11 protein-coding genes and 2 pseudogenes are annotated in these 11,737 nt (G+C 67.0%); 9 read left to right on the top strand and 4 right to left on the bottom strand.

The annotated features are described in order from the left end of the window. Nucleotides 1–500 (bottom strand): annotated as a pseudogene (gene manT, locus QOD90_RS10810) (MMP alpha-(1->4)-mannosyltransferase); the annotation flags it as partial. A gap of 192 nt (nucleotides 501–692) precedes the next feature. On the opposite strand from manT, the gene QOD90_RS10805 reads away from it, so the two are divergent. Continuing rightward, on the top strand, nucleotides 693–1,079 hold the full coding sequence (locus QOD90_RS10805; protein ID WP_526349449.1) for a DUF3224 domain-containing protein: 387 nt from the start codon (nucleotides 693–695) through the stop codon (nucleotides 1,077–1,079). Nucleotides 1,080–1,082: 3 nt separating this feature from the next. Here the strand turns inward: QOD90_RS10805 and QOD90_RS10800 are convergent, their stop codons facing one another. Further along, nucleotides 1,083–1,538 carry a PPOX class F420-dependent oxidoreductase gene (locus tag QOD90_RS10800; RefSeq protein WP_526349447.1) on the bottom strand — a complete coding sequence of 152 codons (456 nt, stop codon included), beginning with the start codon at nucleotides 1,536–1,538 and terminating at the stop codon, nucleotides 1,083–1,085. Nucleotides 1,539–1,577: 39 nt separating this feature from the next. After that, the gene (locus tag QOD90_RS10795; protein WP_526349445.1) at nucleotides 1,578–1,880 is read right to left on the bottom strand and encodes a hypothetical protein; all 303 of its coding nucleotides are present in this window, start codon (nucleotides 1,878–1,880) and stop codon (nucleotides 1,578–1,580) included. Nucleotides 1,881–2,059: 179 nt separating this feature from the next. Here QOD90_RS10795 and QOD90_RS10790 point away from each other — a divergent pair, with 179 nt between their 5' ends. Continuing rightward, nucleotides 2,060–4,735 (top strand): ATP-binding protein, encoded by a 2,676-nt coding sequence (locus QOD90_RS10790; RefSeq protein ID WP_526349443.1) that lies wholly within the window; start codon nucleotides 2,060–2,062, stop codon nucleotides 4,733–4,735. A 117-nt stretch (nucleotides 4,736–4,852) separates the two neighbouring features. On the opposite strand, the gene QOD90_RS10785 is transcribed toward QOD90_RS10790, so the two are convergent. Beyond that, nucleotides 4,853–5,434 (bottom strand): hypothetical protein, encoded by a 582-nt coding sequence (locus QOD90_RS10785; RefSeq protein ID WP_526349441.1) that lies wholly within the window; start codon nucleotides 5,432–5,434, stop codon nucleotides 4,853–4,855. Between the two features lie 102 nt (nucleotides 5,435–5,536). Between QOD90_RS10785 and QOD90_RS10780 the strand changes: the two genes are divergently transcribed. The 7 genes and pseudogenes from QOD90_RS10780 to QOD90_RS10750 form a co-directional block, all read left to right on the top strand. Further along, on the top strand, nucleotides 5,537–6,919 hold the full coding sequence (locus QOD90_RS10780; RefSeq protein ID WP_526349439.1) for an acyl-CoA dehydrogenase family protein: 1,383 nt from the start codon (nucleotides 5,537–5,539) through the stop codon (nucleotides 6,917–6,919). A 7-nt stretch (nucleotides 6,920–6,926) separates the two neighbouring features. Further along, nucleotides 6,927–7,697: an isocitrate lyase/PEP mutase family protein gene (locus tag QOD90_RS10775; RefSeq protein ID WP_526349437.1), complete on the top strand. Its 771-nt coding sequence runs from the start codon at nucleotides 6,927–6,929 to the stop codon at nucleotides 7,695–7,697. 105 nt (nucleotides 7,698–7,802) lie between these two features. After that, a complete protein-coding gene (locus QOD90_RS10770) occupies nucleotides 7,803–9,635 on the top strand; it encodes a hypothetical protein (RefSeq protein ID WP_526349435.1) in 1,833 nt (610 codons plus the stop codon). After that, nucleotides 9,632–9,841: a hypothetical protein gene (locus tag QOD90_RS10765; RefSeq protein ID WP_526349433.1), complete on the top strand. Its 210-nt coding sequence runs from the start codon at nucleotides 9,632–9,634 to the stop codon at nucleotides 9,839–9,841. The genes QOD90_RS10770 and QOD90_RS10765 overlap by 4 nt, the downstream gene beginning before the upstream one ends. 5 nt (nucleotides 9,842–9,846) lie before the next feature. Then, the gene (locus tag QOD90_RS10760; protein ID WP_526349451.1) at nucleotides 9,847–10,284 is read left to right on the top strand and encodes a hypothetical protein; all 438 of its coding nucleotides are present in this window, start codon (nucleotides 9,847–9,849) and stop codon (nucleotides 10,282–10,284) included. Continuing rightward, nucleotides 10,281–11,567, top strand: a complete 1,287-nt coding sequence (locus QOD90_RS10755; protein ID WP_526349431.1) for a hypothetical protein — start codon at nucleotides 10,281–10,283, stop codon at nucleotides 11,565–11,567. The genes QOD90_RS10760 and QOD90_RS10755 overlap by 4 nt, the downstream gene beginning before the upstream one ends. A 44-nt stretch (nucleotides 11,568–11,611) precedes the next feature. Continuing rightward, nucleotides 11,612–11,737: pseudogene (locus tag QOD90_RS10750) on the top strand (nicotinamidase); the annotation flags it as partial.

The following is an 11,737-nucleotide window of genomic DNA, read 5'->3' as shown; positions in this document are numbered from 1 at the left end:
CACCTGCGCACCAACGGTTTTCGCCACCACTTGGCGGCTGCCACGTCAACCACACGGTCCCTGGTGATCGGGTGGTGCACCGTCGCCACCACCGGCAGGCCGAGCTTGGCGATCGCCAGCAGTCCGTCACCGAGGCTCTGGTTGTCGTGCACGACGTCGAACTCGTCGCGCCGATCCGCCAGGATCCGCGCGATGCGCAGGCAGAAGGTCTTCGGCTCGGGGAAGCCGGCGGTCCACGTCGTCAAAAGTTCGAGCAGGTCAATGCGGTCGTGGATCTCGTTGGGGCGCGGAACCCGGAACGGGTCGGGCTCGCGGTAGAGGTCCAGGCTGGGGACCTTGGTCAGCCGTACCCGAGGGTCGAGCCCCTCGGGGTAGGGCTGACCGGAGAAGACCTCGACGTCGTGGCCAAGGTCTACGAGACCGCGACTCAAATGGCGGACGTAGACGCCCTGGCCACCACAATGCGTCTTGCTTCGGTACGACAGCAGGGCAATTCGCATGGCTAGTTCACCGCGGCCAGAGTCGGAATCTGCGCTCTGGACATGTGTCCAGACTATAGTTTGACGAGCTAGCTGCCGCAACGCGGCTACTCCTTGGGTACCACAGCGCGCACGCCGCCGTGATGCACTGCCTTCGATTCCGAACCCCGCCGAGCGGGTAGCCCAACCTCTATCCAGAGGAATCGAGGGGCCATGACAAGTCATGTTGAAGCCGAATTCGAGATCGCAAGCTGGGACGAAAAACCGTTTGACGAGGGCGTCGGCGTCGCAAAACTGACCGAGGCCCTGGTCGCGAAGAAGTACTCCGGCAGCATCGACGCCACCTCGACCACCAAGTGGTTGATGGCCTATGCACCGGACAAGACCGCGACCTTCGTGGGGATCGAGCGGATCAAGGGCACGGTCGACGGCAAGCACGGCAGCCTGGTGGTCTTACACGACGGCGTCTTCAAGGACGGCGCTGCGACGGCGAGCCTGCGGATCGTGTCGGGAACCGACGAACTCAAGGGAATGACCGGCAAGGGCACGTTCAAGGCCGACCCCGCCGGATCGGTCACGCTCGAGCTGGACCCCGCCTGAGTCCTACGTCGGTGGGAAGCCGCCGGTGGCCACCGGTCCCCACCGCGTCGGCGTCACCCTGATCAGGCATTTTCCTTGATCAACCATGGCCTGCCGGTACTCGTCCCAGTCGGAGTGTTCGCCCGCGATGGCGCGAAAGTAGTCCACCAGCGGCTCGACCGCATCGGGCAGATCGATGACCTCGGCGTCACCGTCGACCTGCACGTACGGTCCGTTGAACTCGTCGGAGAGCACCGTCACGCTGGCCCGCGGATCCCGCCGAATGTTGGCCGACTTGGCCCGTTGCGGATAGCTCGCGACGACGATGCGGCCGGCCTCGTCCACCCCGCCTGTCACCGGCGAACTCTGCAGCGAGCCGTCGGCCCGGTAAGTCGTCAACACCATCTGGTGCCTCGGTCGGACGAAGTTGAGCAGGGTCGTCAGGTCGACGGTGTCGGCGGTAGCGAGCTTGCGGGCCATCTCTTAACCCTAACGATTGGGACTGTCCGGCGGCGCTCATCATTTGCGCTTCAACGTCCACGACGGAATCCAGTGGGTGACGGACTTGCGGCTGGCGCCGTAGGCGATGTCGTAGGTGACCAAACCCCACCAAAACCCCTGCTCACAGAGCCCCCAGCAGCTGAGCCGGCCCTCCACGACCGAATGCATCTGAAGACCGGCCGGGTTGTAGCCGCCCGCCCGGTGGGGCTCACGTGGGAAGACCGCGACGAGGTCGATCAGCACGACCACGGGCGGATCGACGCGGCGGAATGCCTGCTGCACCGGCTGGCCGTGATAGCCAATCGACTGGAGCTCGCCCATCGTTCGATCATATGTTCGATTCGGGCTCCCATGCGTACTCCTCGCTGAGTACCGCAGGCGACGCCAACGGTAGCGAGCAACGATCATCCGGCGACATCGCCGTCGAGGCCCCCGACCTGGTGGCTGCCCGCAGTTGCGATTATCGCGTTGAACAGGGCTTTGTGTGCCATTCTGGGCTGGTGTCCGTGGGGGACCGACCTTCCGGGGTCGTGACGTTCCTGTTCACCGATATTGAGGGTTCGACCCGTCGGTGGGAATCCGACGCGGTAGCAATGCGGGCGGCCCTGTCCGAGCACGACCGGGTGCTTCGAACCGCGATCGAGGCGCACGACGGTTTCGTGTTCAAGCACACCGGGGACGGTGTGATTGCCGCGTTCGCGTTGCCGCGCTCCGCTGTCGACGCGGCTGTTGACGCACAGCTGGCTCTTGAGTTGCCGGTACGCATGGGGTTGGCGACCGGCGAGGCCGAGGTGCGGGACGGGGACTATTTCGGAACGGTGCTCAATCGCGCTGCGCGGGTGATGGCCGCTGGGCACGGTGGTCAGATCTTGGTCGCCGACTCGACAGCCGGACTACTGAGCGGTGTTGACCTACAAGATCTGGGGCCGCGACGACTGCGGGATGTACCGATACCGGTTGGGGTGTTTCAAGTACGGTCAGCGGGACTTCGCGTGGAGTTTCCGTCGCTGCGGGCACTGGATAAGACGCCGGGAAACCTGCGCCCGGCGACCACGAGCTTGATCGGGCGCGAGTCCGAGGTCGACGAGATCGCAGCGGCAGTCAAGGCGCATCGGCTGGTCACCCTCACAGGCGTCGGTGGGGTCGGCAAGACCCGCCTCGCGTTGGAAGTCGCGGCACGCTTGGCCGATGAGTTCCCCGATGGGGTCTGGTTTTTCGAATTGGCAACGGTCAGTGATCCAGCGGCAGTGCCCGACGCGGTGGCAGCGGTCCTGGGCATCACCCAGCAAGCAGGCAAGACCGTGAGTGAGTCGGTCTCCGCTGCACTGGAGGGCAGAATCCGGCTACTGGTCTTCGACAACTGCGAGCACGTGCGCGACGCCGCAGCCGATCTGGTCGAGGCCATTCTCGCGCACTCGGCCACGGTGAAGGTGATGGCCACCAGCCGGGAAGGTTTGAGGGTCGCCGATGAGCAGTTGTGGCTGGTGCCCTCGCTGGACGTGGACGCGGGAACCGATTCGGCAGCCGTGAGCCTGTTCGTCGAGCGCGCCAGTAGTGTGGCGCAGCGATTCTCGTTCGCCGGGAACGAGGAAACAACAGCCGTGGTCGAGATTTGCCAGCGCCTCGACGGCCTTCCGTTGGCCATCGAGCTGGCCGCATCGCGGATGCAGTCAATGACCGCCAACGAAGTTCGTGATCGTCTCGATCAGCGATTCCGGCTGCTGGTCGGATCGCGGCGGGACGTCCAACACCACCAGGCTCTGCGCCACACAGTGCAGTGGTCCTACGACCTGCTATGCGATGCCGAAAAGAATCTGCTGGATCGATGTTCGGTGTTCGCCGGTGGATTCGACCTGCAAAGCGCCTGCGCGGTGGCCGGATCCGAGGACCCCGACGACTACGCGGTCCTCGATCTGCTCGATACGCTGGTGCGCAAATCGCTGCTGGTCACCGAACGGTCGGCCGGGCGGACGCGGTTTTCGATGCTGGAGACGATCCGGGCGTTCGCCGAGGAGCAACTCGCCGCCAGCGGCGCGGCAACCCAGGCCCGTACCGCGCATGCTCGCCACTTCGCCGGGCGCGAGGCCGACGTCCTGGCTTTGTGGGACAGCCCCCACCAGCGGGAGGCCTACGACTGGTTCAGCGTCGAGCTGGCCAATCTGCGCACGGCGTTTCGGTGGGCCGCCGACCAGCGCGACCTCGACGCCGCCGCCACCATCGCCACCTACGCGGCGCACCTCGGCTATCTCCTCGAAAATTACGAGCCGATCGCCTGGGCCGAGGAGCTTTTCGAGCCCGCCCGCATCGTCGACCATCCCCGGCTGGCGTTTCTGTACGTGCTGGCGTCGCGGTGCTGGCAGCTCGGACGGATTGAGGCGGCGGTCGGCTGCGCCGACGCCGCCCAGACGGTGATCGGCAGCGGCCGCCACGAAGAGGTGCCGTTCGGCCTCGACGGCTTGCTGGGCGTTGCGTACGCGGTCGTCGGCCAGCCCGAACGAGCGGTCGAGTGGTGCCGCGCCCGGCTGGCACGCGGCCGCGACACCCACGGAAACACCAGGACACACCTGGTCCTCGCACTAACGTTCGCCGGGGCCGGTGAGGAGGCGAGGGCCGCCGCGACCGGCCTGATCGAGGTCGCCGAAGCCACCCACAACCCGTTTATGCTCGCGTTCACGCTTTGGGTCCACGGCTTCGCCTTCCGCGACGCCGATCCCGCCGGGGCGCTGGAGGCGCTGCGCCGGGGCCTGGTGATCGCCCGAGACAGCGGCAACCGCTGGAACGAGTCACTCCTGGCGCTCACTGTGTCCCGCGTCGAGGCCGAGCACGGCGACCCGCTGGCCGCGCTCGATCACATCACGCAGGGGATCCGCAACTTCCACGACGCGGGCAGCACCACCGTGGTGCGCAGCGCCCTCGCGGTCCTTGCCGCCTTTTTCGACCGGCTCGGACGCTATGAACCGGCGGCCACCATCACCGGGTTCGCCCTCGGCCCCTTCATTGCAACGGCCTTCCCTGAGTCCAACACCGCGATCGCCCACCTACGTGATGTCCTCGGCGACCAGACCTACGAATCGCTCGCACGCAAGGGCGAAACGATGACCCCCGCCGCCATGGTTGCGTACGCCCACGACCAAATCGACCAAGCCCGAGCAGAACTGAATGCCGTCTCGAAATAGGCGACTTCTGAGAGTCTCGAAACTTCGTCACGGTTGCGCCCAATCTCGGGGAGCTCCGGTTGTAGACACCCTGATAACAGGTCTCTACCAAGACCGTCGGTGCCACAGCGACGCGCTCTATGGACATTTAGGACAGTTCATCGGCGACCCTGGCGAACATATATTCGCCTTCTCCTCGGGCAATCGGTATCGCGGAAGCACGAACGCGAAGGCGCGCGGATAGCCGAGCCCGCTCAACCGGGCACCCCGCACCGACGCCTTGGACACCGGCAGCACCTCGCCCGACGACGGCTCGTAGCAGTGCAACGTCTCGCCGCGGCAGTCGACGATCAGCACCCAGTGTCGGGGAATCGCCCATGGGATGTCACTGCCGATGAGCATCGCGACGGGCCAGTGCGCACGCACGGCGCGCTCCACGTCGGCGAGCGCGTCGTGGCGTCGCAGCAGCCGCCAGCCGTAGCGCACGTGGTGCGCGGCGCTGTGTCCGCTGATCGTCTTGGCCATGCCCCACGGGGTGGTCCCGAGGGCGCGCGGCCAGATCCGGTTCGCGGCCGCATGGACCCGACCCTGTTCGCCGTCGAACCAGGTGGAGTCTTCGAGGTTGGCGCGGTAGCCGGAATCGAGCAGAGCGCCCGCCACCACGGCCACGGCAGGCCCGCACGACACGCCGTCGCGCTGCCGCAGAGCCGCGAGCTTCACCACCTCAGGCTAGGCCGACGCTGCCCCACCGCAGGGAGGCGATTCCCGATCGCCGATCGTGGGTATGGGTGAACACATGTTTGCTCGACGGGGAGGGCCTCAGTGAGCTTCGACCTCACCCCCACCATCGCCCAGCACGACCTGGCACGACGGACCCACGAATTCGCCGTGGAGGTGGTGCGGCCCGTCGCCAGGGAGTACGACCAGCGCCAGGAATTCCCCTGGCCGGTGTTGGAGGAAGCGGCTGCTCGAGGTTTCTACAGTCCGCTGTTCTATCGCGACCTCATCGGCGATCCGACGGGTCTCTCGCTCCCGATGTTCATGGAGGAGCTGTTCTGGGGATGTGCGGGCATCGGCCTCGCCATCGTCATGCCCGCACTCGCGCTCTCCGCGATCGGTCAGGCGGCGACGCCGGAACAAATGCTCGAGTGGGCGCCGGAATGCTTCGGCACGGCGGGCGATCTGAAACTGGCGGCGCTGGCGATCTCCGAACCCGAGGGCGGAAGCGACGTCCGCAATCTGCGGACCGTCGCGAGGCGCGACGGCGACGACTGGATCATCGACGGTCACAAGATGTGGATCGGCAACGGTGGCATCGCCAACGTCCACGTTGTCAACGCCGTCGTCGACCAGGAGCTCGGCCACCGGGGGCAGGCCCTGTTCATCGTGCCGGGCGGCACCCCAGGGCTGCAGTTGGTGCGCAAGCTCGACAAGCTTGGCTGCCGCGCGTCGCACACCGCCGAGCTGAAGTTCGAGGGTGTGCGCGTTCCCGGCGCCAACCTCCTCGGCGGCCACGACAAGCTGGAGCACAAGCTGGCCAAGGCCCGCGAGGTAGTCGCAGGCGCCAAGCACTCCGGATCGGCGACGTTGGGCACCTTCGAGCAGACCAGGCCCATGGTCGCGGCGCAGGCTCTTGGAATTGCCAGGGCCGCACTGGAATACGTCACTGAGTACGCGAACCGTCGCGAAGCCTTCGGTAGCCCGATCATCGACAATCAGGGAATCGCGTTCCCGCTGGCCGACCTGGCCACCAAGATCGACGCGGCCCGGCTACTCACGTGGCGGGCGTCGTGGATGGCAGCCACCGGCGTGCCGTTCGAACGCGGCGAGGGGTCGATGTGCAAGCTGATGGCCAGCGAAACGGCCGTCGAAACCACTGAACGTGCGATTCAGACGATGGGCGGGTGGGGTTACATCACCGACCACCCGGTCGAGAAGTGGTACCGAGATGCCAAGCTGTACACCATCTTCGAGGGCACCAGCGAGATCCAGCGGATCGTGATCTCGCATGCGTTGGGTGCCGCCGACGGAGCGCCGCCGATGCACGTCGACCTCGAACCGACCGGTGGTCCGCTCAACGCGATGTTCGGTCGGGGCACCCCGGCGCGGACGCAGGTCGCCGATACCGCCCTGTCGATGCGCGACCGGGTTCCCAAGCCCGTGCTGCAATTGGCGATGAAAGTGCTGCGCCCGCCCCGAAAGTGAGGCACCAATGACGCCATTCCGCGACCTGCACCATGACGACCTGCCGCTGATCCTGCCGAACGCATGGGACGTCCCGTCGGCCCTGATGCTGTTGGACGCCGGCTTCACCGCGATCGGGACGACGAGCTGCGGGGTGGCGGTCAGTCACGGCGTACCCGACGGCGCCGGGTCGACGAAGGACGCGAACCTGACCCTGGCCACCGCCCTGCACCAGCTCGACTGCCACGTCAGCATCGACGTCGAAGACGGCTACTCCGCCGACCCCGACGAGGTCGCCGCCTACGTGGCTGGGCTGCCCGCCGACGGCATCAACATCGAAGACAGCACGGCGGGAGCGCTGATCGACCCCGCGACACACGCCGCGAAGATCGGCGCGATCAAGGCCCGCTCGCCCGAGATCTTCGTCAACGCGCGCGTCGACACCTACTGGTTCGGCGAGGGCGCCGACGTCGCGACGACAGTCGCGCGCGCCGAGCGCTACGTCGAGGCCGGCGCCGACGGAGTCTTCGTGCCAGGGGTGTCCGACGCCGACCTGCTGCGCAGCCTCGCGAGCGCCATCGACCGCCCGCTCAACGTGCTGGCCATTTCCGGATCGTCGCCTGCCGACCTCGGTGCGCTCGGCGTGCGGCGGATCTCGACGGGCTCGCTGCCGTACCGGGCCGCCCTGACCGCAGCCGTGGCCGCAGCGGTCGCGACGCGCGATGGACTGACCTTTCCCGGCGCGGTTTCCTACCCGGACCTGCAAAACCTGATGATCCGGTACACAGAAGGCCGTTAGCGCAGGTAACTACCCGGTACCACTGGTTTCGACTGGGTGAAGTCTGGCAATATTACCGACGGGTAAGACGGTTGCTCGAGTCGGCACTAGGGGAATGACGACCACATGACACAGCAGTCCTTGCAGTATCTCGCTCAGGGAACCGAGGGCGGCGGCGCGGCTCTCAATGAGATCATCGGCCTGTCCGTGGGTGGACTGGTCGTTGGGGTCGCCCTGATCTGGGTCGGCTACCTGCACCGGATGCGCAAGATCAGCTGGCTGCACGATCTGGGCGAGTGGGCCGGCGCCAAGTTCAATCGGCCGGCCTGGGTTGCGCTGCCCATCGCGCTGTTCATCACGACCATCATCAGCGCGCTCTTCGGCTTCATCTGGGACGTCAGCCTGCACATCGGAAAGGGCCGTGACCCCGGCCCGCTGGCGAACCCCGCGCACTACTTCATCCTGTTCGGCCTGTTCATCCTCTTCGTCGCCGGCTGCCTGGCCTGCGTGCTGCCCTACGACAAGCCCGGACCGTCCGCCGTGCGGATCACCCGGCACTGGTACGCCCCGGTCGGCGGCATCCTCATGGCCGGCTGCGGCCTCTACGCGCTGGTCGGCTTTCCGCTCGACGACGTCTGGCATCGCATCTTCGGTCAGGACGTCACGCTGTGGGGCCCCACTCACCTCATGCTGATCGGCGGCGCCGGCTTCTCAACGCTGACCGCGCTGTATCTCGAGCACGAGGGGCGCCGCGCAGTCGGTGAGAACCAGCCGAAGGACGGCCCCGGCATCAAGTTCATCCAGTATCTGGCATTCGGCGGAATCGTCATCGGCCTGTCGGTATTCCAGGTCGAGTTCGACTTCGGCGTCATGCAGTTCCGCCAGGTGTTCGAGCCGATGCTCATCGCGGCCGCGGGCGCCTTCGCACTGGTGGCCGCCCGGATCATGCTCGGCCGCGGTGCCGCCATCATCGCGGCGATCCTGGCGCTCGCGCTACGCGGCCTGGTCGCTCTCATCGTCGGACCGATCCTGGGCGCCCCGATCAACTGGTTCGCCCTCTACCTGGGCGCCGCGCTGGTCGTCGAGGTGCTCGCACTGACCCCGCTAGTCAAGAAGCCCCTGCTGTTCGGCCTCGTCAGCGGCATCGGCGTCGCCACCATCGGCCTATGGCTGGAATCCTTCTGGATCGACGCCGTGTACCGGTACTCCTGGCCGACGAGCATCTGGCCCGAGGCGCTGGCCATGGCCATCCCGGTGGCAGCGCTGGTCGGAGTGTGCGGCGCAATGGCCGGCATGGTGCTCACCAATCAGAAACTGCCGAGCCGGGCCATCGGCATCGGCATCGTGACGCTTGCCGTGATCGCCATCGGTGGCGCCACCGCGAACGGCCTGCGCTACGACGTCCCACAGAACGCGACCGCCTCGTTCACCATGACCGAGGCGCCGAGCATCGGCGATCAGCGCATGGCGACCGCTGACATCCGGATCAACCCGCCGGACCTGATCAGCGAGGACCCCAACTGGGTGTCGGTGCTGGGCTGGCAGGGCGGCCTGGCCAACCAGCGCGGCATCTTCGTCGACCATCTCGAGAAGGTCGGCCCCGGACACTATCGCTCGACCGCGCCGATGCCCGTCTCGGGCCAGTGGAAGACGCTGCTGCGGGTCCACGACGGCCGGATCCTGACCGCGGTTCCCATCTACCTGCACGGTGATCCCGGCATCGGAGCGCCAGAGGTGCCCGCTGAGGCGCAGATGACGCGGCCGTTCGTCTCGGAGATCACCATCCTGCAGCGAGAGCGCAACCCCGATACGCCGCAGGCGCTTTGGCTGATCGGTTGCCTGACCGTGCTCGCAGGCACGTTGATCATGATCGCCGGGCTGGCCTGGGGTGCGGGCCGACTCAACAAGAACGAGCCGACCGAGAGCAAGGCCGAGTTCGAGCCCTCCGCACAGGCATGACGGCCCTCGCGGCGCCGCACGTCCAGGTCCTCGCCGACCACTCGGCACTGCTCGCGATCCCGGCATTCGCACCGGCGATCCTGGTGGTGGCCGTGGTCATCTGGGTGGCCAGGCGGGACCGTCGCATGGGCGACGACGAAGACGACTCCGATGACGAGGCTCACAGTGAGGATTCAGCGGCCGCCGACGAAGATGGTTCACCGTGAATACGCTGACGCTCCCGAAGACCCTCATCGCTTTGAACTGCGCCGCCCTGACCGCCACCGCGCTGCTCCTCGCGGCCTGTGGGGGGTCGAACGGATCAGGTGACGCGGCCGGCAGTTCCGCTGCCGCCCCCGCCATGACGGGCGCACCGCAGATGTCGGATCAGCAGGCTCCGCCGGAGCGGGTGATCGTCGACGTCACCATCAAGGCCGGCCAGGTGACCCCCACCAACGAGCAGCTGCAAGCCAAGGTGGGCGATCCCATCGTGGTGCGCGTCGACAGCGACGCCGCCGACCAACTGCACGTCCACTCGAACCCCGAGCACACCTTCGACGTCGAGCCCAAGTCCGGTCAATCGTTTCAGTTCACCGTCGCCGTCCCAGGGAAGGTCGACGTGGAACTGCACCAGCTGAACCGGACGATCGCCACCATCACGGTGCAGTGATCCTCGCCCACGGCCTCGGCGGCTCCAACGATCTGCCGATTCCGTACACCTACGCGCTGATCGGCGCGGCGTGGGCGCTGACGTTCACCTTCGCCGTCGTCGTCCTGGCATGGAAGAAGCCGCGGTTCGACGCGTCCACCCCTGGCCGCCCGCTGCCGCAGTGGGTGACCACCGCGACGGATGCGCCCGTGACGCGCTGGGTGCTGGCCGTGGCGGGGCTGTCGTTCGCGGCGTGGGTCGCGGTCGCCGCCGTGTTCGGCCCGCAGGACGACGACAACGCGCTGCCCGGCGTGTTCTACGTGCTGCTGTGGGTGGGACTGGTCGCAGTGTCGCTGGCGATCGGTCCGGTGTGGCGCCTGCTGTCACCCGTGCGAACGGTCTACCGCCTGCTGCCGCCGTCCCGCAGGCCCCCGCCGTTGGAGTACCCGAACTGGTTGGGTTACTGGCCCGCCGTCATCGGCCTCTTCGCGTTCGTGTGGCTCGAACTGGCCAGCCCTGATCCGGGATCGCTTGCGGCCGTTGAGATCTGGCTGTCGATCTACGTCTCGGTGACCCTCGCGGGCGCTCTGGGGTTCGGAACCCGGTGGACTGCGCGGGCCGACCCGTTCGAGGTCTACGGCGTGGTGGCGTCGCGCCTGTCACCGCTGCGGCGCAACGCCGACGGACGCATCGCCATCGGCAACCCGTTCGACCATCTGCCGTCGATGCCGGTGCGTCGGGGCACGCTCGCGGTGCTCGCCGTCCTGCTGGGTTCGACGGCGTTCGACAGCTTCTCGGCGATGCCGCAGTGGCGCAACTTCGTCGATGACCTGTCGGGCAATTCGATGGCCGTCACGGTGCTGGTGCGCAGCGTTGGGCTGCTGGTGTTCGCCGGCGTGGTGGCCACCACCTTCTGGCTGGCGGCGCGTGCCACCGGCGGTGTCGACGCGCTACGCCGCCGCGAACTGCCAGGGCTGATGGCACACTCGCTGATCCCGATCGTGATCGGCTACGTCTTCGCCCACTACCTGACCTACCTCGTCGAGCGCGGGCAGCTGACCGTGCTGCGGCTGTTGGGCTGCGACGTCGTCCAGCCGTACTACCTGCTCTCGACGCACCCGTCGGTGCTGGCGACGCTGAAGGTGTGCTTCGTGGTCGGCGGGCACATTGCGGGCGTGATCGCCGCCCACGACCGGGCGCTGCACCTGTTGCCCAAGCGCCACCAGGTGACGGGGCAGCTGGCCATGATGCTGGTGATGGTCGGCTACACGTTCACCGGGCTGTATCTGCTCTTCGGCGGATAGCCTGGCGGGTGATGAACGAAGAGAAGAACCCCATCAGGCAGAGCATGCGTGCTCTCATCGTCGTCGACGTTCAGAAGGACTTCTGCGAGGGCGGCGCGCTGGCCGTCGACGGCGGTGCCGCCGTCGCGCACGCGCTCACCGAACTACTGGCTGAGCACGACTACGACCAC

This window comes from Mycobacterium sp. (genome assembly GCF_032161845.1).
Classification (GTDB): Bacteria; Actinomycetota; Actinomycetes; order Mycobacteriales; family Mycobacteriaceae; genus Mycobacterium.
The sequence above is the reverse complement of the archived record's forward strand: the minus strand, read 5'-3'. Positions and strand labels throughout refer to the sequence as shown.